This is a genomic window from Xanthobacter sp. DMC12, from assembly GCF_056314105.1.
This window is the reverse complement of record NZ_JBQUYZ010000003.1, coordinates 1-22,805: the sequence shown is the minus strand read 5'-3', so window position 1 is coordinate 22,805 and position 22,805 is coordinate 1. Positions and strand designations below refer to the sequence as shown.

24 protein-coding genes are annotated in these 22,805 nt (G+C 65.3%); 8 read left to right on the top strand and 16 right to left on the bottom strand.

Translation table 11 applies throughout. From position 1 onward, the window contains the following. Nucleotides 1-304 precede the first annotated feature (304 nt). The 10 genes from ACT535_RS13250 to ACT535_RS13205 all read right to left on the bottom strand — a co-directional run bounded on the left by ACT535_RS13250 (nt 305) and on the right by ACT535_RS13205 (nt 10,271). Nucleotides 305-1,930 (bottom strand): gamma-glutamyltransferase family protein, encoded by a 1,626-nt coding sequence (locus tag ACT535_RS13250; RefSeq protein WP_476364741.1) that lies wholly within the window; start codon nt 1,928-1,930, stop codon nt 305-307. A 25-nt stretch (nt 1,931-1,955) separates the two neighbouring features. Continuing rightward, entirely contained in the window at nt 1,956-3,038 is a 1,083-nt protein-coding gene (locus ACT535_RS13245; protein WP_476364740.1) for a PLP-dependent cysteine synthase family protein, read from the bottom strand. Next, nucleotides 3,035-4,573 carry a class I adenylate-forming enzyme family protein gene (locus tag ACT535_RS13240; protein ID WP_476364739.1) on the bottom strand — a complete coding sequence of 513 codons (1,539 nt, stop codon included), beginning with the start codon at nt 4,571-4,573 and terminating at the stop codon, nt 3,035-3,037. The genes ACT535_RS13245 and ACT535_RS13240 overlap by 4 nt, the downstream gene beginning before the upstream one ends. Then, nucleotides 4,570-5,352 (bottom strand): VOC family protein, encoded by a 783-nt coding sequence (locus ACT535_RS13235; RefSeq protein WP_476364738.1) that lies wholly within the window; start codon nt 5,350-5,352, stop codon nt 4,570-4,572. Before ACT535_RS13235 ends, ACT535_RS13240 begins: the two co-directional genes overlap by 4 nt. Nucleotides 5,353-5,362: 10 nt before the next feature. After that, nucleotides 5,363-5,782, bottom strand: coding sequence for a PaaI family thioesterase (locus ACT535_RS13230; RefSeq protein ID WP_476364737.1), 420 nt, complete (start codon nt 5,780-5,782; stop codon nt 5,363-5,365). Between the two features lie 11 nt (nt 5,783-5,793). Beyond that, the gene (locus tag ACT535_RS13225; protein ID WP_476364736.1) at nt 5,794-6,810 is read right to left on the bottom strand and encodes a quinone oxidoreductase family protein; all 1,017 of its coding nucleotides are present in this window, start codon (nt 6,808-6,810) and stop codon (nt 5,794-5,796) included. 73 nt (nt 6,811-6,883) lie between these two features. After that, nucleotides 6,884-7,861, bottom strand: coding sequence for an ABC transporter substrate-binding protein (locus tag ACT535_RS13220; RefSeq protein WP_476364735.1), 978 nt, complete (start codon nt 7,859-7,861; stop codon nt 6,884-6,886). Nucleotides 7,862-7,909: 48 nt separating this feature from the next. After that, a complete protein-coding gene (locus ACT535_RS13215) occupies nt 7,910-8,701 on the bottom strand; it encodes an ABC transporter permease (protein ID WP_476364734.1) in 792 nt (263 codons plus the stop codon). Nucleotides 8,702-8,757: 56 nt separating this feature from the next. Continuing rightward, the gene (locus ACT535_RS13210; RefSeq protein WP_476364733.1) at nt 8,758-9,504 is read right to left on the bottom strand and encodes an ABC transporter ATP-binding protein; all 747 of its coding nucleotides are present in this window, start codon (nt 9,502-9,504) and stop codon (nt 8,758-8,760) included. Continuing rightward, on the bottom strand, nt 9,501-10,271 hold the full coding sequence (locus ACT535_RS13205; protein WP_476364732.1) for a GntR family transcriptional regulator: 771 nt from the start codon (nt 10,269-10,271) through the stop codon (nt 9,501-9,503). The genes ACT535_RS13210 and ACT535_RS13205 overlap by 4 nt, the downstream gene beginning before the upstream one ends. A 345-nt stretch (nt 10,272-10,616) precedes the next feature. Between ACT535_RS13205 and ACT535_RS13200 the strand changes: the two genes are divergently transcribed. Next, on the top strand, nt 10,617-11,120 hold the full coding sequence (locus ACT535_RS13200; RefSeq protein ID WP_476364731.1) for a MarR family winged helix-turn-helix transcriptional regulator: 504 nt from the start codon (nt 10,617-10,619) through the stop codon (nt 11,118-11,120). A gap of 47 nt (nt 11,121-11,167) precedes the next feature. Here ACT535_RS13200 and ACT535_RS13195 read toward each other — a convergent pair whose 3' ends face one another. After that, complete coding sequence (locus ACT535_RS13195) at nt 11,168-11,398, bottom strand: AlbA family DNA-binding domain-containing protein (protein WP_476364730.1); 231 nt, start codon at nt 11,396-11,398, stop codon at nt 11,168-11,170. A gap of 62 nt (nt 11,399-11,460) precedes the next feature. Then, on the bottom strand, nt 11,461-11,838 hold the full coding sequence (locus ACT535_RS13190; RefSeq protein WP_476364729.1) for a winged helix-turn-helix transcriptional regulator: 378 nt from the start codon (nt 11,836-11,838) through the stop codon (nt 11,461-11,463). Between the two features lie 86 nt (nt 11,839-11,924). Between ACT535_RS13190 and ACT535_RS13185 the strand changes: the two genes are divergently transcribed. Further along, nucleotides 11,925-12,545, top strand: coding sequence for an FMN-dependent NADH-azoreductase (locus ACT535_RS13185; RefSeq protein WP_476364728.1), 621 nt, complete (start codon nt 11,925-11,927; stop codon nt 12,543-12,545). 27 nt (nt 12,546-12,572) lie between these two features. After that, nucleotides 12,573-13,214, top strand: a complete 642-nt coding sequence (locus ACT535_RS13180; protein ID WP_476364727.1) for a DsbA family oxidoreductase — start codon at nt 12,573-12,575, stop codon at nt 13,212-13,214. A 330-nt stretch (nt 13,215-13,544) separates the two neighbouring features. Here ACT535_RS13180 and ACT535_RS13175 read toward each other — a convergent pair whose 3' ends face one another. From ACT535_RS13175 to ACT535_RS13160, 4 genes are read right to left on the bottom strand one after another with little or no spacing between them, the layout of a single operon-like run. Continuing rightward, nucleotides 13,545-14,042, bottom strand: coding sequence for an HPP family protein (locus tag ACT535_RS13175; RefSeq protein ID WP_168458823.1), 498 nt, complete (start codon nt 14,040-14,042; stop codon nt 13,545-13,547). A 15-nt stretch (nt 14,043-14,057) separates the two neighbouring features. Next, nucleotides 14,058-14,819, bottom strand: a complete 762-nt coding sequence (locus ACT535_RS13170; protein WP_476364726.1) for a haloacid dehalogenase type II — start codon at nt 14,817-14,819, stop codon at nt 14,058-14,060. Between the two features lie 30 nt (nt 14,820-14,849). Further along, entirely contained in the window at nt 14,850-16,400 is a 1,551-nt protein-coding gene (locus ACT535_RS13165) for a solute symporter family protein (protein WP_476364725.1), read from the bottom strand. Next, nucleotides 16,397-16,774 carry a DUF485 domain-containing protein gene (locus tag ACT535_RS13160; protein ID WP_168458820.1) on the bottom strand — a complete coding sequence of 126 codons (378 nt, stop codon included), beginning with the start codon at nt 16,772-16,774 and terminating at the stop codon, nt 16,397-16,399. Before ACT535_RS13160 ends, ACT535_RS13165 begins: the two co-directional genes overlap by 4 nt. A 173-nt stretch (nt 16,775-16,947) precedes the next feature. On the opposite strand from ACT535_RS13160, the gene ACT535_RS13155 reads away from it, so the two are divergent. From ACT535_RS13155 to ACT535_RS13135, 5 genes are all read left to right on the top strand, one after another. Next, entirely contained in the window at nt 16,948-18,342 is a 1,395-nt protein-coding gene (locus ACT535_RS13155) for a sigma 54-interacting transcriptional regulator (RefSeq protein WP_210254504.1), read from the top strand. A gap of 518 nt (nt 18,343-18,860) precedes the next feature. Further along, nucleotides 18,861-19,319 (top strand): YadA-like family protein, encoded by a 459-nt coding sequence (locus tag ACT535_RS13150; RefSeq protein ID WP_168458818.1) that lies wholly within the window; start codon nt 18,861-18,863, stop codon nt 19,317-19,319. Nucleotides 19,320-19,743: 424 nt separating this feature from the next. Continuing rightward, a complete protein-coding gene (locus tag ACT535_RS13145; protein ID WP_476364724.1) occupies nt 19,744-20,985 on the top strand; it encodes an EAL domain-containing protein in 1,242 nt (413 codons plus the stop codon). Next, nucleotides 20,982-21,734 carry a MarR family winged helix-turn-helix transcriptional regulator gene (locus tag ACT535_RS13140; RefSeq protein WP_476364723.1) on the top strand — a complete coding sequence of 251 codons (753 nt, stop codon included), beginning with the start codon at nt 20,982-20,984 and terminating at the stop codon, nt 21,732-21,734. Before ACT535_RS13145 ends, ACT535_RS13140 begins: the two co-directional genes overlap by 4 nt. A gap of 160 nt (nt 21,735-21,894) precedes the next feature. Then, nucleotides 21,895-22,578 (top strand): FkbM family methyltransferase, encoded by a 684-nt coding sequence (locus tag ACT535_RS13135; RefSeq protein ID WP_476364722.1) that lies wholly within the window; start codon nt 21,895-21,897, stop codon nt 22,576-22,578. The last annotated feature ends 227 nt before the right edge of the window (nt 22,579-22,805 follow it).

The window sequence follows — 22,805 nt, the reverse complement described above, 5'->3', positions numbered from 1 at the left end:
GTCTCTCCACAGCCTGGCCGGCGCCCCGTGCGCCGGCCTTTTCTATTGGGCGTCCTCCCATCCGTTCCGCGAGGCCGAGGGCATTTCGGTCTGGGATCCGCTCGAGACAGGGTGGAGGGCGATGGGTCTTCTCTGCGCGGTGATCTCGAAGGGCCAGCGCAGGAGCGCGGCCTTCTCCGCCTTTGCCTTGGCCGCTGGATCGACGCCTGCTGCCAAGGACACCTTTGCTGCGTCCGTGCTCTTCTGGCTTCGGCGAGCCCGACCGCCGGGGAGCATCGCGTGATGAAGGCGTCGCCGCCGCCCTTCAGCTCACCGCCGCCTGACCATCCCGGCGCGGATCGCTGGCCGCCGCGTAGCCTTCCACCGCCGGATCGCCCATGCGCCAGATGAACTGGCCGGCGCCGAAGTCCTGATAGGTGTCGTTGAGCACCGCCACCTCGTGGCCGAGCGCGGCGAGGCCGTCCAGCAGCTCCGGTGAATTGCCAGGTTCGAGGTTGATGGAGAGGCCCTCGTCGAAGCGCCAGCGCGGCGCGTCGCAGGCGGCCTGCGGGTTCTGGGCGAAGTCGAGCATCCGCACCAGCGTCTGCACATGGCCCTGCGGCTGCATGTTGCCGCCCATCACGCCGAAGCTCATCACCGGCTGGCCGTCCTTGGTGAGGAAGCCGGGAATGATGGTCTGGAACGGCCGTTTGCGGGGGGCGACCACGTTCGCTCGCTCCGGGTTCAGGCTGAAGCCGAAGCCGCGGTTCTGCAGCGACACGCCCCACTCCGGCAGCACCACGCCGGAGCCGAAGCCCTGGTAGTTGCTCTGGATGAAGCTCACCATCATGCCCGACGCATCCGCCGCCGTGAGATAGATGGTGCCGCCCCGCACCGGATTGCCCGGCGCAAAACGCTGTGCGCGGCGCGGATCGATACGGCGGGCGCGGGAGGCGATATAATCCTTGTCCAGCATGTCCGCCGGGCTGATCTCCATGGCCCGGGGGTCCGCCACGTAGCGATAGACATCGGCGAAGGCCAGCTTGATGGCCTCGATCTGGAGGTGCTGCGCCTCCACCCCGTCCACATGCATCCCCGAAAGATCGAAATAGGAGAGGATGCCCAGCGCCATCAGCGCGGTGATGCCCTGCCCATTGGGCGGGATCTCGTGGACGGTGTAGCCGCGATAGTCCTGCGCCACGGGCGTCACCCAGTCCGGCGCGTAGGCGGCCATGTCGGCGGCGGTGAGGGCGCCGCCATTGGCCTTGGCGTTCGCTTCCAGAGCCTCGGCGATCTCGCCGCGATAGAAGGCTTCGCCCTTGGTCTCGCCGATCAGCCGCAGCGCGCGGGCGGCGCCGGGCATGCGCACATGTTCGCCCACGAAGGGCGCGCGTCCCTTGGGCAGGAACACTTCCTTGAAACCGGGCTGCGAGGTGAGCTGCGGGAGGGTCGCGGCGGCGGCCCATTTGTGCTGCACATTGGTGGAGACGAGGAAGCCGCGCTCGGCGATGGCGATGGCGGGTTCGAGCAGGTCCGCGAACGGCAGCTTGCCGAAGCGCTCGGAGAGCGCCACCCAGCTCGCCACCGCGCCGGGCACCGTCACCGCGTCCCAGCCGCGCTGGGGCAGGGTTTTTGCGTCGGCGCCGTACTTGGCGCGGAAGTAGTCGGGCGTCCAGGCGGCGGGCGAAAAGCCCGAGGCGTTGAGGCCGTGCAGGCCCTTGCCGTCCCACAGGATGCAGAAGGCGTCCGAGCCGAGGCCGTTGCTGCACGGCTCCACGATGGCCATGACGGCGGCGGCGGCGATGGCGGCGTCCACCGCATTGCCGCCCCGCGCGATCATGGAGAGCCCCGCCTGCGCTGCGCGCGGATGGGAGGTGGAGACCACATTGTTGCCGAACACGGGCAGGCGCCGCGAGGGATAGCCGGCGGACCAATCGAACGACGCAGTCATGGTGCAGTCCCGGAAAGAGGGAAATTCAGCGCTCGGGGCCAAACACGGCATCGAGCCGCGCGATGTGGGGCGACAGATCGATGCCGTGGTCGGCGAGCCAGGCATCGTCATACAGGGTGGAGCGGTAGCGCGCGCCGGAATCGCACAGCAGGGTCACGATGGACCCGCCTTTCCCCTCCGCCGCCATCTCCTCGATGAGATCCACGCAGGCGGAGATGTTGGTGCCGGTGGAGCCGCCGCAGGCGCGGCCGATCACGGCGGTGATCCGCCGCGCGGCGGCGATGCTCGCGGCGTCGGAGATCACCGCCATGCGGTCTACCACCGAGGGGATGAAGGAGGGCTCCACCACGGTACGGCCGATGCCCTCGATGACGCTCTTGCAGGCATCCACCTGCATCACCGAGCGGTCGGCATAGTGGCGGTGGAAGACGGAGGCTTCCGGGTCCGCCACGCACAGCCGCGTGGGGAACTTGCGGTACCGGATGAAGCGCCCGATGGTCGCCGCCGTGCCGCCCGTGCCGGCGCTGCACACCACCCAGTCGGGGATCGGATACGGCTCGAACGCCATCTGCGAGAAGATGCTCTCGGCGATGTTGTTGTTGCCGCGCCAGTCGGTGGCGCGCTCGGCGAAGGTGAACTGGTCCATGTAATGGCCGTCCAGCTCCTCGGCGAGCCGGCGCGCTTCTTCCGAGGTGTTCCAGCCGTCGATGAGGTGGGGCTCGCCGCCCTCGAAGGCGATGGCCGCCACCTTCTCCGCCGAGGTGCGCCGGGGCATCACCGCGATGAAGCGCAGGCCGAGCAGCCGGGCGAAATAGGCCTCCGAGATGGCGGTGGAGCCGGAGGAGGATTCGATGATGGTCGTGTCCGGCCCGATCCAGCCGTTACACAGGGCATAGAGGAAGAGCGAGCGCGCCAGCCGGTGCTTGAGGCTGCCGGTGGGGTGGCTCGATTCGTCCTTCAGATAGAGCGTGATGCCGGGCACGCGCGGCAGCGGGATGCGGATGAGGTGGGTGTCGGCCGAGCGGTTGATGTCGGCCTCGATGCGGGCGATGGCCTCGGCCACCCACGCCTGGTCCGGCACCGCGCGGGGCGGGGCGATGATGTTCATGCGGGGCTCCCCGCGCTGATTTCGGCCGGGCTCATCTCGGCCATCGCGCGCCGCTTGAGCGCGCTGCGGTCGATCTTGTTGGTGGTGGCGAGCGGCATCTGCTCCAGGAACCAGATGCGGCGGGGATGCTGGTAGGCGGGGGCGTTGGCGAGCATGAACTGCTTGAGGGCTTCCTCGCCGATGTCGGTGCCCGGCCGGCGCACCACGAAGGCCACGGGCTTCTCGCCCTTGATCTCGTCCGGCACCGGCACGACGCAGGATTGGAGCACCTGCGGGTGCTTGTCGAGCATCGCCTCCACCTCGCCGGGGAAGATGTTCTCGCCGCCGCAGACGAACATGTCGTCGGTGCGGCCGAGGAAATAATAGAAGCCGTCCGCGTCACGGCGGAACACGTCGCCGGTCCGGTAGAAGCCGTCCGCCGTGAGGGGCGAGCGCACGTCCGGGCGGTTGTGATAGCCGAGCATCACCGCCGGGCTCTTCATCTCCAGCTCCCCGCTCTCCGGCGCCTCCGGCCCCACGAGGCGCACGGCGACCTGAGGATGGGGATAGCCTACCGAGCCCATGGGCACGGGCCGCCTGTCCGGATGGCCGGAGAACACGGTGGGACCGCCTTCCGTCGTGCCGTAGGCGTTGATGATGGCGGCGTTGGGCAGAAGCTGGCGGATCTGCTGGGCGAGGGAATCCGTGACCGGCGCCGAGCCCATGCGCAGCAGGCGCACGCCGGAAAGGTCCGCCTCAGCCAGTGCCGCCTTCTCCCGCAGCATCATGGCGATCATGGGCGGCACGGCGGTGAGGAAGGTGCAGCCATGGCTGGCGATGGCCTCGATATAGGGCACCGCGCGGAACTGGGGCAGCAGCACCGCCGTGCTGCCGGCGGCGCAGGCGAGGAAGGCCAGCGCCAGCGCGTTCATGTGGTAGAGCGGCGCGGCAATAAGCATGCGCTCGCGGGAGAGGTCGATCTCGGCGCGGCGGGTGTCCGCCACCCAGCGGTGGGCGGCGTGGGAGAGCAGCACGCCCTTCGGCCGCCCGGTGGAGCCGGAGGTGTAGAGGCTGAGCGCCGGCTCGTCGGGCGCGGGCACCACGGGCTCGAACGCGCCGGGATCGAGGAGGGCGGCGAGCGTGCCCGGTCCGGTGCAGTCGAAATCCACGAAGGCCACGCCCTCGGGCGCCTCGGCGGGCAGGAGCGCGCGGCGCTCGCCGTCATGGACCACGAGGCGCGCGCCGCAATCGGCGATCACGTCGGCGATGGTGGCGGCCGGGAACTTGAAGTTCACGGGCACCGGCACGATGCCGGCGCGCATGGCGCCCATCACCACCGCCATATAATCCGGCCGGTTCGCCGCGAGGATGGCGACGCGGTCGCCGCGCCCGAGGCCGTGCTTGAGAAGACCCCGCGCCACGGCGTCGGCGAGGGCGTCGAAGCCGGCGCGGGTGAGCACGGTGGTTGTGCCGTCGAAATCGAGGCCGATGAACAGGGGATGGTCCGGCGCGGTGGTGCGGCAGACGAAATCCCCGAGATTCGCGGGCAAGCTCATCGGCCGCTCCTGCAGGTCAGGTTCAGGTCAAAGGCGGGCAGGGTGAGGCGGCCCATGTCGGGGCCGAGCGCCTCCCAGCGGGCGTCCCTCAGCGCGTTGGCGCGGGCGGCGATGTCGTCGAGGGATGAGAAGCGCAGAGCCGTCGTGCGACAGGCGGCCTTCTCGCCCGGCACCACGCGCACGTCGGCATCCTCCAGCGGCACGCGCCAGCCATCGCCATCCGGCTCGGCCGTGCTGTCGAAGGCGCTCGCGAGGCGGCGGGCTTCGGCTTCGGGATCGGGTGAGGCGATGGTGAAGGCGTCGATGGCGCAAAAGCCGTTGGGATGGCTCATCCACTCATCCCGCCAGACCAGCTCCGGCGTCAGGTGCTCGCAGAAATAGACGCGCCCGGCCGGAAATGTCTCCGGCGGCAGGCGCACGGTGCGGAAGCGGGCCTCGTGCTCCACGCCGGCCAGATCCACCGGGCGCGAGAAGGCCACCGGACCGGTCGGGGCGAAGCCCGAGGCCGCGAGGCGGTCGCGGGTGGCGTCGGCATCGAAGGTGCGCAGCACCAGGCCGTTGAGGCCGAAGGGGCTGTCCAGCACCTCCTGGCGCTGGCGGCCGGTATCCGGCACCCCCACCAGCTCCAGATAGGCGCCGGGCGTCATCATCAGATGGTTGATAGACCCGAGCGAATGGTACCCCCGCGGCGTGAGCGTGAAGCCCAGCGCCGCAAAGAGGTCCGCGGCCGCGTCCATGGACTTGAGGGTGTTGATCACCACATGGTCGAGCGCGGCCACGGGCGCCTCCTCAGGCCTTGGGCGGGATCATGTAGACCCCGCGCCCGGAGGCGAGCAGCTTGCCGTCCTCGTCCAGAACCTGCGCCTCGGAGACGCAGAGCTGGCCGCCGAACTTGATGACCTTGCCCACGCAGATGAGGTCGTGCTGCATGGCGGCGCGGTGATAGTCCACCCGCAGGTCGACGGTGGGCACGCCGCGCCCGGTCTTGGAGACGAGCGCCCAGTCGGCGGTGAGGTCGACGAGCGTGGCGAGGATGCCGCCGTGGGCATAGCCCCGGTCGGCGTTCACCACCCATTCCGGGCGCCACTTGGCGCGCAGGCGGATGGTGCCCTCGCCCACGTCCTCGACGGTGAGGCCGAGCCACTGGTGGAAGGGGCCCTTCAGCAGGAGGGCTTCGACCTGTTCCTTGGTCAGGGGAGCGTCAGACATGATGAAGCCTCTCAGGGGGTGACGACGATCTTGCCCATGACCTCGCGGTCGCGGATCATGCGCAGGCCCTCGGCGGCCTCTTCGAGCGGGAGAACCTTGTCCACCACCGGCTTCAGCTCGCCCTTCTGGATCATGTCCATGAGGGCGGAGAGGTTCTCGTGGTAGAAGCTGTTGGAGCCGATGACCTTCAGCTCGAAGCTCCAGATGTAGCGAAGGTCTTCCTTCGGATCGTGCCCGGCGGTGGCGCCGCACACGAGGATGGTGCCGCCGCGCTTCACGCAGCGCAGCGAGGGCACCCAGGTGTCGCCGCCGGTGAAGTTCACCACCACGTCCACGCCGCCCTCATAGGTGCGGCGCTGGGGCTTGCCATACTTCTCGACCGCCCACTTGGAAAAGTCGGTGGTGCGGTAGTTCACGACATGGTCCGCGCCCAGTTCCTTCAGGCGGGCCATCTTGTCGTCGGAGCCGGCACAGGCGATGACCTCGCAGCCCATCTGCTTGGCCAGCATCACGCAGCCGGTGCCCACGCCGCCCGAGGCGCCGAGGATGAGCACCTTGTCGCCCGCCTTCACCGTGTTGTGGGTCACGAGCATGCGGTGCGCCGTGCCGTAGGCGACGGGAAGGGAGGCGGCGTCGGTGAAGCTCACGCCGTCGGGCATCTTGATGAGCTGGCCGGCGGTGACGGCGCAGTATTCCGCCATGCCGCCGTCCATCATCTCGCCCATCAGCCCCACCTTGGGGTTGAGCGGGTTCACGAGCACGCGGTCGCCCACCGACCAGCCGGTGACGCCCTCGCCCAGCTCCACGATCTCGCCGGCCATGTCGAGGCCGATGATGACGGGCAGGGGCACCTTGATGCCGGGCATGCCCTTCACCGTGAACACGTCGTGATAGTTGAAGGACGAGGCGCCGACCCGGATCACCACCTCGCCCGGCTTGGCGCTGGGCACCGGATAGTCATTGATGACCTGGAGGTCGCTCACGTCGCCATGTTGCTTCAGCAGCAGGGCCTTCATGGTCTTTGTCATTTCACTTCTCTCTTCTTGGACGTTTCTTTGGTCCGTTTCTCTGGGACGTTCGGCGGCTTGCGCGCCAGGGCGACTACTTGATGGCCTTGGACGCCTCGTAGGGGGCGGGGTCCAGGGCCGCGTCGGGCAGGTCGCCCTTTACTGCGCCGACGCTTTTGAAGACTTCGAACTCGGCCTTCATCGAGGCGATGTCGGCCGGCTCCATGGAGACGGTGTAGATGCCGTCCCACAGGGCGGCGTAGGCCTTGGCGTCATCCTCGGGGATGTTGCCGGCGGCCATGAGCGCCTTGGCGACGGCGGCCTTGTCGGCCTTGCCGGCCTCGAAGGCGTTGCGCATTCCGGCGATGACCTTCGCAGGGCCGTCTGGATTTTCCTTCATCCAGGCGTTGCGCATGAGGCCGACGCCGAGCACGGGCGGGGCCTCTTTGCCGGTGACCTTCGCCCACTCGGTGCGGAAGGAGGCGAGCTTGCGCAGCTTCACGTCTGGCAGGAGGGCGATGGTAACGGTGCGCAGCGCCGCGGCATCGATGTTCTTCTGCACCAGGAACTGCGCGAGGCGCGGGTCGGCGCCCGGCACGGCCTCGAAATCCGAGGCGGTCATGCCGTAATTCTTGATGAGGATGGCCGCGCTGATGGCCGCCGTGGCGCTGCCGGCGGGCGACATGCCGATTTTCTTGCCCTTCAGCTCCTCCATCTTGGTGATGGGGGAATCCGCCATCACCACGAAATCGAGGTCGGCCACCTGGGTTGCGAGCACGATGGTCAGGGGCAGGCCATCGGTGGCGACCGAGAAGGCGCTGCCAGCGCTGGCGCCGATGGCGAAGTCGATGGCGCCGGCGGCCATGGCCTTGGTGGGGGCATTCACATCGGGAAACTTCACGAACTCGGCTTCGAGCCCCTGCTTCTCCATGAACTTGCCGGCTTCCAGGAAGGAGCCGAAGCCGAGGCTGACGCCCGAGCTCCAGTAGCCGATCCGCACCTTCGCGGCTTCGGCGGGAAGAGACGACAGGCCGATTGCGACTGCGGCGGCCAGTAAAGCAAGACGCTTCATATCGAAATCCCCGTGTTGGAAGGTTGTCTTTTTTTTGATTTATAGGTTTCAGGCCGGGCGCGGCTTGCGCCAGGCGAAGAGATGCGTTTCGAGGGGCTTCAGCAGCACGGCCTCGATGAAAATCATCAGGATGACGAGTGTCGCGGTCCACGCGAACACCTGGTCCGTCTGCACGAGATCCGCCGCCTGCCGCAGCCGGTAGCCGATGCCGCTCGATGCGCCGAGCGCTTCCGCCACGATGGAGACGCGGGCGCCGAAGCCGAAGGCGAGGCGGGCGCCGGCGAAGAACTGGGGCAGGATGGTGGGCAGGTAGATCTTCAGAAGAACCTGCAGCCGCGACATGCGGAACGTCTGCGCCAGCTCGATGAATTCGCGGTTTACCGTGCTCGTGCCCTGCCAGACATTGGTGAGGATGAGTGGCATCGCCGTCATGAACACCACGAAGATGGTGGACCAGTTGGACAGGCCGAACCAGATGAGCGCGAAGATCGCCCAGATGGACGAGGACACCGTGTTGATGACCACCAGCAGAGGTTGGAAGAAATCGCCCAGTGTGCGGCTCGCCCCGAGCAGGAGGCCCAGCACCACGCCCACCACGGTGGCGAAGGCGAAGCCCATGGCGATGCGGTAGAAGGTGATGCCGAAATCCGCCCAGAAGCCGGGCGTGACCACGAGCTGCGTCCACACCCCGAACACCCGGCGCGGGCTCGGCAGGATGAAGGCGGGCGCCCCGAGGGAGCCGAGGCCCCAGAGGCCGACCACAACGGCGATGAGCAGCAGCCTGAGGCCGATAAGGCGCAGCCGGCGGTCCTGGGTCATCTGGAGGGGGGAGCGCTTCATCTGGCTCGGCTTCTGCGAAGGAGGACGGACGCGGCGGAACGCGGCAGGGAACGGATTCACAGGCTGAGGCGCAGCAGGCGCACCTCTTCGGCGACCTCGGGCGACAGCGGATTGCGGGGGTAGGGCAGGGCGATCTCGCGGGTTTCCTTCACCCGCCCGGGACGCGGCATCAGCACCACGATCTTGTTGGCGAGCACCACGGCCTCCTCCACATCGTGGGTAACGAACAGCACCGACATCTGCCGGAGCGCGGCGATGCGCAGCACCTCGTCGTGCATCTGGGTGCGGATGGAGGGATCGAGCTTGGAGAAGGGCTCGTCCATGAGCAGGATGGACGGCTCGGTGACGAGGCTGCGGCCCAATGCGGCGCGCGAGCGCATGCCGCCGGACAGCTCGTGGGGGAAGGAATCGGCGAACTTTTCGAGCCCCACCAGCTCCAGCACCTGCATCACCCGCTCGCGCCGCTCAGCGCGGGCGATGCCGGCGGCCTCGAGGCCAAGGGCGACGTTCTGCGCGGTGGTGCGCCAGGGGAAGAGACGGTCCTCCTGGAACATGTAGGTCATGGTGCGCCAGTCATTGAAGGCGCTGGATTTCTGGCCGTTCAGGAACACCGCGCCCTGATCCGGCGGGATGAGGCCGGCGACGATGTTGAGCAACGTGCTCTTGCCGCAGCCCGAGGCGCCGACGAGGGCAACGATGGAGCGCTCCGGCACGTCAAGATCGATGTTGCGCAGCACTTCAAGCTGCTCGCCATCGCGGCGCATGAAGCTCTTGCCGACGCTTTCCAGCTGGACGACGCTCACCGCTCCCTCCCGCTCAGGCTGGAGAGCGGGGCGACGGGCACCACCGCGGCGGAGTCCTTCAGCGAGGCGATGACCTTCTCCATGGTCATCTCGCGGAACGTCTCCACATGGCGCCGCGCCACTTCGGCGGCGGCGGCCGCATCCCCCGCGGAGAGATATTCGATGAGCAGGACGTGATCGTTGGCGATGTTGGGGCGCACGCCCTGCACGCCGAAGCCGAGCGCCACGAGGCGTGTCATCTCGTCGAGAAGGCCGGAAAGCGTGCGGACCAGGCGCTGGTTGCCGGCCGCCTCGGCGATGGCCATGTGGAAGCTGCGGTTGGCCTCCAGAAAGAAGTCGATCTGGTTGCCCACATCGGTCGTCAGCTTCACGCGGCAGGCTTGCTCCAGGCGTTCCAGATGGGCCCGGTTGACCCGCCCGGCGGCACCCCGCGCGGCCAGCGGCTCCAGCACCAGCCGGAGCGCGAAAACCTCTTCCACATCCTTCACGGTGATGGGTGTGACGCGGTAGCCGTGGCGTGGCATGGAGGCGACGAAGCCGTCCTGGATGAGCCGCTGGAGGGCGATGCGGCAGCTGGCCTTGCCGATCTCCAGCCGCTCCATCAGCTCCGCCTCGGTGAAGCGGGTGCCCGGCAAGATGCGGCAGGAGACGATCTCGCGCCGGAGCAGGTCATAGGCCTGCCGGCCCTTCAGGGTCGCGCTTGGAATTTCGAGGACATGCCCCGCTTCCGACCCCCTGTCGCTCTCGCGCTCATCGGTCACGCTCATCACCTCTCGGCTGACTGGTGAGAAGCCTACAGAAGGGGTCGCTAAGGGAGAAGGCTAAATAGATAGCACGCTATGAAAAAATTTATCGATGTAAATCAATAATTTAATGCGCCCTTGTCGCAAAAGCAGGCGTCTTTGGTGGGAGGCTCACAGCGCGCTGCCCAAGAATGCTCCAGTCCCGGTGCCTCCCTTGGCTCCGGAGGGGGCAAAAGAGCGGAGCCTTGGAAATCCGGCGTCTCTTCCTCTAAAACCAAAAGGGGGAAGCGGCCCGCGGGGGCTGCAGAAGGTGGTACGTGGTGCTCGACGCCCGCCCGGACGGGTCTGCAATCGAGCGGAGGGGTGGTGATGGCGGCCGAAGGTAAGCATGAGGCGCAGGAGACGCCGGCGCCAGAGGGCTTCGAGGTCGCCCCGCAGCATCGGATGACGCTTGGCTATCTCATCAGCCTGCTGGCGCGGCTGCTCGCCCAATCCTTGAAGGTCCGCAACGGGCCGGATGGAATCCTGCCCGGCCAGTATCCGATCGCCGTGGAACTGCTCGCCCAGGACGGAATGAGTCAGCGCGATCTGTGCGAGGTGGTGCGCATCGAGCAGGCCACCATGGCCAATACCCTGAAGCGCATGGAGCGCGATGGGCTGATTACCCGTCGCCAGAGCGCGGAAGACGGGCGGCTCGCCACCATCCATCTCACCGAGGAAGGCACCCGCCTCGCCCGCGATGCCGTCCGCAACGCCGCCGAGGTGAACCGCGCGGCGCTGGAGGGGCTCGATCTGGCCGCCCAGATTGCCCTGCGGGACATGCTGATTGATCTCACGGAGCGGCTGGAGGCGGATATCAAGCGGCGCGGGTGAATGGCTGCCCAATATTTTCAGGCAAGACGATTATACAGACTTACATATCAAGCGATGTAATATGCCTTGCTGTGGTGCTGGTCTCCAAGTGTCGCCTTCGAGCAACCGACCGCCTCGCCAAGATCGTCTGCGCCGTAGATCAGAACTCCTCCATCGGGCGTGTTTGAAAAAGCGCTGAGATAGGTCGCGTAGGCTTCGAAATCGATCTTCTCCGCTCTCTTGTATTCGATCCAGCGATCTTCCCCAAAGTGTGCCAGGAACCGTTGGCTCAGCCTCACCCAAATGTCCCTCGGCGTCCCCTAACGGCGCGCCAAAGCCGGCAAGTGGCATCCCATCCCAACTAGCCGGCGTCGTATCGGACGCGAGCGCCTTTGATGTTATCCCGGTTGTCGTTCGCCCAGGTCACGAGAGTCATGACGGGCGCGAGAAGCGTCCGCCCTACATCCGTCAGCTCATAGTCGACGCGCGGCGGAATAGTGGGAAACAAGGTCCGCTTCACCAGCCCGTCACGTTCCAGTCCGCGCAGGTTAATCGTCAGCATCCGTTGTGAGATGCCGTCGATCCGACGCCGCAGTTCATTGAACCGCACGGGACCATCCTTGAGCGTCGCGATGATGTACAGGGTCCACTTGTCGCCTATGAGATCAAGGATTTCCCGAACCATCCGGCAGTCGTCCCCATCACCGGGGGTAGGAAAATCGATGTCACTAAGGGTCATGGGAGTACCTTCTTGCGAGCGGCGGGACAGTCACCTTAATAGCGTCGGTAACAAGAAATTACCGCCCTGTTCCCATCGGAGCAATCATGACGCGCATCCTCCTCGTGACGTCCAGCCCTCGCGGCGCCGATAGCCTGTCCACCCGTTTCGCGTCCGAGATCGCCAAAGGCCTCAACGCTCGCTTGGGCGGCACGCTGTTGGCGCGCGATCTCGCGGCCAACCCGCCGCCGCATATCACACAGGCCTATATTCACGGCCGCATCACGCCGCTCGAGGCGCGCACGCCCGAGCAGGTCAAGGCGGTGGCCCTTGCCCAGGAGCTCGTCGATGAGGTGAAGGCCGCCGACGTGATTGTATTGGGTTCGGCTATGATCAATTTCGGCCCGTCCTCGCAGCTCAAGGCCTGGTTCGATCATATCACCTGGCCTGGCGTGACCTTCGGTTATGGCGAGGCCGGCAGGCCGCAGGGATCGCTGACTGGCAAGAAGGTCTATCTCGTCACCGCTGCGGGTGGGGTCTTTTCGGAAGGCGATTGGGCGCCCTTTGATTTCCAGACCGGCAATCTACGCCACCTCCTAAGCTTCATCGGCCTGACCGACATCGAAATCATCCGCGTGGAAGGCACCGTCTTCGGGCCCGAGGCGGCCAAGGCCGCTATCACCGCCGCCGAAGCCCAAGTTCGCTCGGTCCTGGAAAAGGCCGCCTAGCGACGGACAAAGCGGAGGGATCGAAAAATGCTGCAGATCGATCTTTACACCGAGATTACCTGCCCCTGGTGCATCATCGGGCAACACCGTCTCGACAAGGTCCTGGCGGAACGCTTCCCTGATCTGGACGCCGATATCCGCCACCATCCCGTGCTTCTGCTCCCCGATGCGCCGGCGGAAGGCCTCTACATCCCCGATCTTCTCCGCGCGCGCTATGGCGTGACCGATCCGAAGGCGTCATTCGCTCGGCCGGAAGCGGAAGCAAGGGCATCCGGGCTTGACCTCGATCTAAGCCGCCAGCCCTGGACTTACAGGACGCAGGCAGCGCACGGGCTTATCCTGGCGGCGCGAGCCCGAGGTACGCAGCACCAACTGGCGGTCGCGATCACCGATGTCCATTTTCTGGAAGCAAGGAATATCTCGGACGCCGATGTCCTCGCGGATATCGCCGTAGCCCACGGTTTCGAACGCGAAGAAGCTCGCACGATTGCGCTCGATCCCGAGCAACATCGACGCGTCGAGCAGGAGGCCGCGCGATCGACGGCGGACGGGGTGAGGTCCGTTCCCCACTTCGTCTTCGGCGGGCGCATCGCCATAAACGGGGGACGCAGCGAAGACGAGATCGCATCGGCCATCCGCCAGGCAGTCCACGCCGCCGCGTCCTCCTAACAGGTCTCGCCAGGCGCAAAAGGCCGCCTATGGATCGACACTCGAACTAGGCTGGCCCGCCATCGTCGTCAATCGACATCATAAAATAGGGAAATGGTGCCGGGTGAGGGCGCTTAATTATTCCATCAAGATACTGAGAAAATTGAGAGAATTTTCCCGCATTGCCCTTCGGTGCCAACAGAAGTGCCAACAAGCCTGATCGCTGCCCCAAGGCGCGCTATCTGGGATTTGTCGGGACCAAGTGGGATTGGGCGGACGCGGCCGCTCAGCACACCTCCCACCCTAGGTTGAGGATTTGCGATCATCCTTCCGCGCGATGGCTCTGCTCGCTCATCGGGCCGATGGTTTGACGCTCGTTCGCAAGCGTTCCAGAGCGCGAGCCAACACCGCTGCTGCGAGCGCGCCCGTTAGGACGGGCCAGATCAGGAAGTCCCAGCCGGGGTTGAACTGAGCCACGATCAGTGGCGTGATCCCGGCCGGCGGGTGGAAACAGCGGGTGGCGAGCATGAGCGCCACGGCAAGGCCCACCGCCAAGGCGGTTTCAACGTCCGATGGCGGGAACAGCGCGAGCCCGCCCAGTGCGACCACCCCGCAAATGAGATGGCCGCCGAGGATGGCGCGGGTGCCGGCAGGCGCGCTTGCAGGCGCGCCGCAGACCAGTACCAGCGTCGTGATGAAGGGAAAGGCTGGTAGCGCCATCCCCGAGCCTGCGGCGATTCGGTGGAGTATGAAGACTGCAACCGCGGCCGAGAGGGCGGCGACCATGATGGCGGCGACAGTGCCGCCACGCTCCCGGTCATGCCAATGGCCGCCGCCCATCTTCTCCATCGGGGCCCTGCCTCGTCACACCGCTGGCGCGAGATGAGCGCCGGCCATCCCGCGAACCAGCCGCGGCAGGTCGCAAAGGGCGGGCACCACGAAATCAGGCGCCTCCGCATAGGTTTCTTCCCGCATCCTCAGCGCCTTGAACATGGTGAGGGGCGCGATGGTACCGGAGACGAGTTCGCGCGCCAGCGCCTCCTGCGGCAGGCGCGCGACTCGGGCGACACGGAAGCCGAAATTCTTCGCGCCGCCGACGTCGAAGCCGTTGGAGGACACGAAGAGTACCTCCGCCGGTTTAACGCCAAGGACCTCTTCCACTAGCGCGTAGGCGTCGGGATGAGGCTTGAACACGCGCTTGGCATCGACGCTGATGACGGCATCGAAGCTGTCCGTCAGGCCCGCATTGGCCACGAGCGCCCGCAGCATGTCGGGCGCGCCGTTGGAGAGGATGGCGCGCTTGAGGGGCGCCAGCTCCGCAAGGCATTGCGCGGCGTCCGGATAGGGCGTGAGGCGATTATAGGCCTGCGCCATGTTGGCGAGGAAGGCCTCGTCCGGTTCCAGCCCGAGCGTTCCGAGGGTGTAGGCCAGCGCCTCCCGCGTCACGCTCCAAAAGTCGGCATAGCGACCCATCAGCGCGCGGAGCCAGCTGTATTCCAGCTGCTTCTGCCGCCACACCTGCGTGATGTATTCGCCCCGGCCGGGATACGCCTGCTCTGTGGCATCGGCCACCGACTGGACGTCGAAGAGCGTGCCGTAAGCGTCGAACACGACTGCCTTGATCATGTCGTTCCTCTTGCTGTCTCAGGATCTTGATCAGTGAAGGCTCTTGCCGGCCTGCGCATCATCGCGCAGCCCGGTGTTGGCGCGAAAGACCACCTCGTCGAACTGCGCCTCGGAAACCGCATCCCGCGGCGAGAGCAGCGCGCCGAGAATGGCGCCGAGGAAGCCAATGGGCACGCTCGCAATGGCCGGATTCACGACTGGGAACAGCGCGTCAGCCCCCATGAAGGCCGGCCCGGTGAGCGCCAGAGCGACGGCAGAGACAAGCCCGGCCACCATGCCTGTCACCACGCCCGCCGTATTGAACCGCCGCCAGAACAACGACAGCACGATCACCGGGAAGTTGGCGCTCGCCGCCACTGAGATGGCGAGAATCACCAGCACGGCGACATTGATGCCCTGCGCCAGCAGCCCGAATAGGATCGCGAAGGCGCTGACGATCACTGTCGAGATGCGCGCGACCTTCACCTGCTCCTGCTCGCTCACATGCCCGCCGCGCAGGACGTTGACATAGAGGTCGTGGGCGATGGCGCCCGAGGTGGAGAGCGTCAGCGCCGCCACCACCGCGAGGATGGTCGCGAACGCCACCGCGACCACCACGGCGAGAAACACCTGCCCGCCGATGCTGTCCGGCCCGCCGCCTAGATGCTGCGCCAGAAGCGGCAGGGCGAGGTTGCCGCCCTTGTCTGCCGCGCGGATCGCATCCTGTCCCACGAGGACCGCCGAGCCGAGGCCAATCAGGGTGGTGACGAGGAAGAAGGAGCCGGCGAGGAACATGAGCCACACCGCTGAGCGGCGCGCTGTCTGCGCGTCGGGCACGGTGTAAAAGCGCGTCATGACATGGGGCAGGCCGGCTGTTCCGAAGGCGAAGCTGAGGCCGAGGGAAAGCTGGTCCAGCGGGTGCTTCAGATAATTGCCGGGCGCGAGGATCTTGGCACCGTACCTGTCTTCTGCCGCGGCAAAGACGGAGAGCGGATCGAAGCCGAAATGAGCCAACAGCAGTGCCACCAAAATCACTGCCGCGCCCAGAAGCAGGACCGCCTTGATGATCTGCACCCAGGTGGTCGCGATCATGCCGCCGAACACCACGTAGACCAACATTCCTAGTCCGACGACGACGATGGAGATGGCGTAGGGCACCCCCAAAAGGAGCTTGATGAGCGCCGCCCCACCCGCCATCTGCGGCACCAGATAGGCGAGGCTGACCACCACCGTGCCGAGCACCGCGGCGAGCCGCGCCTGCGGCCGCTGCATGCGGAAGGCGATGACGTCGCCGAGCGTGAAGCGGCCGGTGTTGCGGATTGGCTCCGCCACCAGCATCAAGATGGCGAGGAAGGCCACCAGCGCCCCCGCCGCATAGAGCGAGCCGTCCATGCCGTAGAGCGCGGCAAGGCCGGAGAAGCCGAGGAACGCGGCGGCGCTCATCCAGTCGCCGGCGAGGGCGAAGCCGTTTTGGATCGGTCCGAGCGTGCCGTCGGCGGTGTAGAAGTCGCTGGCCGTGCGCGTGCGCCGCGCTGCCCACCACGTGATCGCGAGCGTAAGCGCCAGGATGGCGACGAAGATGGCGAGGGCGAGCAGTTTCATTGCGCCGTCCTCCCCGCTTCCGCTTCGCGCACGGCTTCCCGCGCCAGGGGATCGAAGACGTGATAGGCAGCATAGGTGTAGAGCAGCGCCGCGCCCCAGCTGACCGCATAGATGGCGAGCAGCAGCGCGTATCCCACGTTCAGCGGGCCAGCGAACGGCGCGGCCATCAGCGGCCGGGCATAGCCCGCGAGCACGAGCACCAGGAAGAAGAAGCCGAGCGAGCCGCCGAGAAGCAGAGTGATGACGCGGCGCTTGGCATCGATCAGGCGGCGGAAGGCGGGCAGGTCCACACGGGCGGTCCATTCGGACGCGCGAGGAATGGGGACAGCCGCAGGGGGCGCTCGCCGGCCGGCTGGCGCGCTCTCGATAGTCATTTGGCGTTTCCTTCGATCTCGTTGTGGACCCGGCGTGAGACCGGGTCGCCTCCTTGATCGCAACCGCCGTGCCAATCCGGATGCCACGCAATTTCAAGGCTTTGTGGAAAGCGGATCGACAGATGCGAACCGATGATGAATCGTTTGATGCAAATTCGCATCGAGGAAACGCAATGCCCCGCACCCGCGCCGAGCCCGACAGCCCCCAGCCGCCTCCATTGTCAGAGCGTGACTTCGGCGAGATCGTCCGCAATTCGTTCGACGGCATCTTCGTGGCCGACGGCGAGGGACGCACGTTGCTGGTCAATCCCGGCTGCGAGCGCAATTACGACATCCACGCCGCGGACGTGGTGGGCCGGCCGGTCAGCGATCTGGAGGCGGACGGCATCATCCGGCCGGTCATCGCGCCGCGGGTCATCGCCACCGGCGAGCGCGTCACCGCGATCCAGCGCACCCACAGGGGCAAGACCATCCTTGCCACCGGCATTCCGCTGTTCGACGAGGAGGGGCGGGTCCGCCGGGTCATCATCAACTCCCGCGACACCACCGAGCTGGACCAACTCCAGGCCGAGCTGTCGCGCATCCGCCGGGATCTCGCCCGTGCGGAAACGGAAGTGGCGCAGCTGCGTGAGGAAGGGCTCGGGGCGGGCGGGCCGGTGGTGCATGGCGAGACGACGCGGCGCATCGCCGACCTGCTGCGGCGGGTGGCGGGATCGGACGCCACTGTCCTGCTCACCGGCGAGTCCGGCGTCGGCAAGGAGGTGTTCGCCCGCTTCGTCCACCGCGAGAGCGCGCGGGCGAAGGCGCCCTTCATCAAGATCAATTGCGGCGCCCTTCCCCGCGACCTGATCGAATCGGAATTGTTCGGCTACGAGGCCGGCGCCTTCACCGGCGCCCAGCGCAGCGGCAAGCCGGGCATGATCGAGATGGCCAACACCGGCACGTTGTTCCTCGACGAGATCGGCGAGCTGCCGCTGGACATGCAGGTGAAGCTCCTGCACGTGCTCCAGGATCGGGTCGTCACCCGACTCGGGGCCACCCGCCCCATTCCGCTGGACATTCGGGTGGTCGCCGCCACCAATCGCGATCTGGAGAAGGCGGTGGAGGCCGGCGCCTTCCGCGGCGACCTCTATTATCGGCTCAATGTGGTGCCGGTGGTTGTGCCGCCGCTGCGCGAGCGGCGCGACGACATCCTGCCACTGCTGCGGCAGGCGCTGGCCGGCTTCAATGCCCAGTACCGCACAGCAAAGCTGCTCTCCCGTGCCGCCGCCCGCGCCCTCGTCGCTCATGATTGGCCCGGCAACATCCGCGAGCTGCGCAACATGGTGGAGCGTCTCGTGGTCACGGCGCCCCATGACGTCATCGATGTCGGCGACCTTGCAATTCCTACGGCTGCGCCGCGCGTGGCCGGCGGCGCCTCGCTTGACGAGCAGGTGCGCCGCTTCGAGCTTGCGCTGATCGAGGATGCCCTGCGCCGCTTTACCACCACCCGCGCAGCTGCCCGCCATCTGGGCGTCAGCCAGTCCACCATTGTGCGCAAGCTGAAGGGTGGAGGGTTCGGCGCGTGAAACCAGCGCACCGCCTGCGCGCTCGCGACCCAGAGATGGCCGATACCGTTGGCCCAAGTCCTTAGTGCGAGATCGCTCGGCCTCAACTTCCACGAGGACGATGCTTTGCTTAAAAAGAGCACCGGACGGCGATTGAGGTCCACCGTCCGGCTGCCTACCCCGGGTGAAACTTGGGCCGTGGTAGGCGCGTTCGCGGCGCTGACGCGGCTGGGCGCAGCGGCCGAGGAACTGCGCCTTTCGCCCAATGGGGTTGACGCCCTGCTGGGCGACCTCCTCGCGGCCGCCCTTGCCCAGCGAGGCCGGACCGTGGTGCGACTTCCCCGGCGGCCCAAGAGCATACCGCCAGCACCGAGCGACTGTCTCGCCCCCTGCCGTACCGATACTTGAGCCTAACCATGAGTATAGTGCCGCTCCGTAATATGTGTCATAAGTTGGGCAAAACGCCCATTTTCGAGCATAATTATTGACAGGAGGTATCTTTTGACCAAGATCCCGACACGCTCGATGTGGGGGTCATCATGTTTACGAAGCTTGCAACCGTTGCTGCCGTTGGCTTTTTCGCAGTTGGCCTTCAGGCGGCGCCAGCCTACGCGGCTACTGACTACGTTAAGGTCTGCTCGCAGGACGGCGCCGGCTATATCTACATTCCGGGCACGAGCACGTGCCTCAACATGTTCGATGTGAAGAACGCTGTTCAGGAAATCGGCCAGATCAGCAATCAGGTCAACGAGCTTACTAACCAAGTCAACAAGGCAAACGAAGGTGTAGCGATCGGTTTTGCCATGCCCGCACCCTTCGTTCCCGAAGGCAAGACTTTCGCTGTGAGCGCCAACTGGGGCAACTTCGAGGGCTCCAACGCCTTGGCGATCGGCGCGGTGATGAAGATGAACGATTCGTTCTACCTTACCGGTGGCGTCGGCGTGGGCACGGATCACGGCACTGTGGGCAGCCGCGCAGGTGTGATGTTTGCTTGGTGATCTAGGAGGTTCGGTGCATCGGCAGATGAGCCTTGGGGGCCGTCGCGTGCGCCAATGCCCCACCTCGCCATCGATTGGACGCGGAAGGCGCCCTCGCCGTCATCGCGCGAGGGCGTCCCAGTTGGGATGATCGGCTAACCTCGATCGCCTCAAACACGTAGGCGACACGCGCCCAAAACATCGCCAATGCCAAGGCTAAGCTTCTGTCCGATATGGAACCAATCGACTCTCAACTTGGAATGAATTCACCGCTGGTCGTTTAAGCGCAGCCGCCTTCTATTCTGCGCGATCGAGCAACAGCCTTATGCAGGCCGGTCAATGAAAATCTGAACCGATATGGTTTAGATCGGAATGAACTGGGATAGCTAAGCGGGAAAGCAAATGTTACGAGATTTACCGGCGGGGCGGCGTCATTAAACTAAAGTTGAACGCGCCCGATGCGGGGGCTGTGGTGCCGTTCAGAGAAGTTGTCATCGTTGACGATGAGGAAGCATTCGTCGAGGCATTGACCTTGGGCTTCACCGCAGCCGGAATCAAAGTCCGGTCTGCGGACAACAATTTGGAGATGCATGTCGCGGGAGACCCCGAAGCCGACTTCGTCATTTTAAATCCATTCATTTCAGGTCGCGACGGCATGCTTTGGCTGAAGGAGCTTGCCGAACTCACGTCGCCACCAAACATCGTTCTGGTGGGCTCAGAGCCCTCCGACGTGCTGAACGCGGCTGGCGCCGTCGCCACGAGCCGCGGGTTGGAAGTGGCCGCGGTCCTTAGAAAGCCGGTTACGCCGGATGACATCCTTTCGGCGATACAATCCGCGGGAAATCGACCCCATCCCGCAGTCGCCATCCTGCCGCCGGACTGCGACATCAAGATCATCGAAGCGATCCATCACGACAGCCTCCAGCTGTATTTCCAGCCAAAGATTGGGATGGGGGACTTCGCGTTCGCCGGAGCTGAGGCTCTGCTCTCCGGGGACGTGCCTGGCGTGGGGTTCGTCGCCCCGAGCTACATCGTCGAGGTCGCCAAGAGAGACCTTGTTACCGCTAACCGGCTGTCTGCCTTTACCTTGAATAAGGGACTTGAAGCATTCCAGTCGTGGACCGCCGAAGGACTGGCTGGGCCAGTCAGCGTGAACATTCCGCTAGCGTCGCTTGAGTCCGACGGCTTCGTCGAGCTTGTAAGCGACCTCGTTGCTGGGCGCGGACTAGCACCTCAAAATTTGATCATAGAGCTTTGCGAAAGCGATCTATACGAAACATCGCCCTGCGGGCTTCAAAATCTGATCAAGCTTAGGATGAAGGAATTCGGCATAGCACTTGACGATTTCGGAAAGAAATACAGCGGCATCGCCCGCTTGGGCGAGTTACCGCTCACCGAAGTCAAGATCGATATCTGCATTGTGCATCTGGCCAGATGGTCCCAACTGTCGCGCGACCTTATTCGACACGTCATAGATCTCTGCGGGTCGAGCGGAATTTCCGTCACGGTCGAGGGCGTGGAGCGACTGAAGGACCTCGGCGCGATTCCGAGGCGATGCGGCATTTCCATCCAAGGCCACATTGCCGTGCCAAAGCTCGCACTCGACGAACTGCTCCTTATGGGTCACGAGATCCCAAACATGATGAACAGGCTCGCGGCCGCTGGCGCTGAAAGGGCCGCGCGATGAATCACACTTCCGCGGTAGCAGTAAACAGCGACCGAGAGTTTCTTTCGCAGCTCAAGGGATGGCTCGCCGAGCGAGGTGTGAGCGCCGTCTGCACCTCGTCAGCCACCAGCGCGTTGGATATCGTCGAGCAAAACCAGGACGTTAATCTGGTCATTACCGATACGGACCTCGATGATCATTCCGGCTTGGTGCTCATTGAAAAGATGAATAGCGTCCTCGCGCCAAGACGTATTTCAACTATTTTCGTCAGCGGGCAGGCCTCGCTAGAGCTCGCCGTTTCAGCCATGCGCCTGGGCGCGTCGGACTTTCTTGCTAGGCCAGTTGATCTATCCAAATTGTCTGAAGCGATCGAGCGTGCCCTGGACAGGGCGGAAAGGACGTTGCGGATCGACTCCTTCACGTGCGATGCAGCGGCCCAAGTCAGGTTGCTGGTGGATCTGCGAAACGATCGACGGTCCCTCCTGCCTGAAATTCCCGGCGGCGACACAGCTTGGGACATGCTCCTTGATCTGGCGCTCGCACACATTTCCCAGCGCTCGTTAACGGTGTCGGCGCTATGCGCCGGCGCCGACGCCTCGACTGCGACGGCGCTGAGGCGGATCGAGGCCCTGGAGGGAATGGGCCTTGTCGCGCGGGTGCAGGACCTGGAGGACCGCCGCCGGATTTGGGTGCGGATCACAGGCAAGGGGGAGGCGGCGGTGCGGCGCGTTGGAAGCCGTCTTGCGGCAAGTCTTCAAGCTCTCTTGTAAGGCCCCCGCGCCACATCCGGCGCTATCGCCGCCATGAAGTTGTGCGCAAATATATATAAAATTGAACCGAATTGAGAAATATTGGATTAGGAAGGTGATTACGTTGGATTCGATGTTGTGGCACTACCGCATCTGAGTATCCAAGCAGTGCGAGATAGATGTGGTTGAAATTGCTGATTCTAGCCGCCCAGTCGTCTATCCGTCCGAGCATGAGAAGGGGCTGATAGGAGCATGGCTCTGCGAGCCCCGAGGCTATTTTGTGGAAGTCGGTGCGGGCGAGCCCGTCCGGGGCAGCCAATCTCACCACTTGGAGATGCGCGGGTGGTCCGGAATTCTCATTGAACCATCGACCCACCTCGCAAAGGACCTCCGCCGATCACGTAAGGCGGAGGTTGTCGAGGTCGCCTGCGCGTCGCCAGGATCACCGAGCCAATTGATGCTATGGATTGCGGGGCGGTCCGTCCAGAAAGCTCCGGCCCGCGGGATCGGGCCAGGAGAACCAGTCCGCATCCGCACTCTAACGCTCGACCAAGTTCTGGCCAATGCCGATGTTCGAGTTGTCGATTTCGTATCGGTGGACGTGGAGGGCATGGAGGCTGACGTTCTGGAGGGCTTCAGTGCAGCCCGCTATCGTCCGCGCCTCGTCCTCGTGGATGACCGCGCCGGGCTCGGGCGTTGCGTGCGGATCATGCAGCGGCAGGGCTACAGTCTGGTTCGCCGCACAGGTCACAATGCCTGGTTTGTCCCGCGCTGCCTGGACTGGACCACGATGACCGATCGCTTGTCCCTCGCATGGCACTATGGGCCGGCCCGATGGGCACGTCGAACGCTACGAACCCGATAAAAGATCGCTCGGGACATTTCCGGCGCCGTCCTTGTTCGCTCCCCTGGCCACGATCTGAAGCGCCCCAGCCGGCAATGGCCGCTGCAGTGCTTTAGCCATTTCCCAAGGGTCGCGCATCCAGGCCTCGATTTCCGGGGCTCCGTCAGGGTCACCGGCATCGCCTTCGGGTGAATGCTGGCGACCGGCTCGCTCGGCTCGGTGGTGAGGAAGCCGAACAGGTCCGCGGT

Bases quoted from the DNA above. Each gene is read 5' to 3' on its own strand.
- ACT535_RS13220 (WP_476364735.1), bottom strand. From the start codon at position 7,861: ATGAAGCGTCTTGCTTTACTGGCCGCCGCAGTCGCAATCGGCCTGTCG.
- ACT535_RS13225 (WP_476364736.1), bottom strand. From the start codon at position 6,810: ATGACAAAGACCATGAAGGCCCTGCTGCTGAAGCAACATGGCGACGTG.
- ACT535_RS13240 (WP_476364739.1), bottom strand. From the start codon at position 4,573: ATGAGCTTGCCCGCGAATCTCGGGGATTTCGTCTGCCGCACCACCGCG.
- ACT535_RS13150 (WP_168458818.1), top strand. From the start codon at position 18,861: ATGTTTACGAAGCTTGCAACCGTTGCTGCCGTTGGCTTTTTCGCAGTT.
- ACT535_RS13160 (WP_168458820.1), bottom strand. From the start codon at position 16,774: ATGACTATCGAGAGCGCGCCAGCCGGCCGGCGAGCGCCCCCTGCGGCT.
- ACT535_RS13155 (WP_210254504.1), top strand. From the start codon at position 16,948: ATGCCCCGCACCCGCGCCGAGCCCGACAGCCCCCAGCCGCCTCCATTG.
- ACT535_RS13165 (WP_476364725.1), bottom strand. From the start codon at position 16,400: ATGAAACTGCTCGCCCTCGCCATCTTCGTCGCCATCCTGGCGCTTACG.
- ACT535_RS13245 (WP_476364740.1), bottom strand. From the start codon at position 3,038: ATGAACATCATCGCCCCGCCCCGCGCGGTGCCGGACCAGGCGTGGGTG.
- ACT535_RS13215 (WP_476364734.1), bottom strand. From the start codon at position 8,701: ATGAAGCGCTCCCCCCTCCAGATGACCCAGGACCGCCGGCTGCGCCTT.
- ACT535_RS13170 (WP_476364726.1), bottom strand. From the start codon at position 14,819: ATGATCAAGGCAGTCGTGTTCGACGCTTACGGCACGCTCTTCGACGTC.
- ACT535_RS13185 (WP_476364728.1), top strand. From the start codon at position 11,925: ATGACGCGCATCCTCCTCGTGACGTCCAGCCCTCGCGGCGCCGATAGC.
- ACT535_RS13250 (WP_476364741.1), bottom strand. From the start codon at position 1,930: ATGACTGCGTCGTTCGATTGGTCCGCCGGCTATCCCTCGCGGCGCCTG.
- ACT535_RS13140 (WP_476364723.1), top strand. From the start codon at position 20,982: ATGAATCACACTTCCGCGGTAGCAGTAAACAGCGACCGAGAGTTTCTT.
- ACT535_RS13230 (WP_476364737.1), bottom strand. From the start codon at position 5,782: ATGTCTGACGCTCCCCTGACCAAGGAACAGGTCGAAGCCCTCCTGCTG.
- ACT535_RS13190 (WP_476364729.1), bottom strand. From the start codon at position 11,838: ATGACCCTTAGTGACATCGATTTTCCTACCCCCGGTGATGGGGACGAC.
- ACT535_RS13205 (WP_476364732.1), bottom strand. From the start codon at position 10,271: ATGAGCGTGACCGATGAGCGCGAGAGCGACAGGGGGTCGGAAGCGGGG.
- ACT535_RS13180 (WP_476364727.1), top strand. From the start codon at position 12,573: ATGCTGCAGATCGATCTTTACACCGAGATTACCTGCCCCTGGTGCATC.
- ACT535_RS13175 (WP_168458823.1), bottom strand. From the start codon at position 14,042: ATGGAGAAGATGGGCGGCGGCCATTGGCATGACCGGGAGCGTGGCGGC.
- ACT535_RS13200 (WP_476364731.1), top strand. From the start codon at position 10,617: ATGGCGGCCGAAGGTAAGCATGAGGCGCAGGAGACGCCGGCGCCAGAG.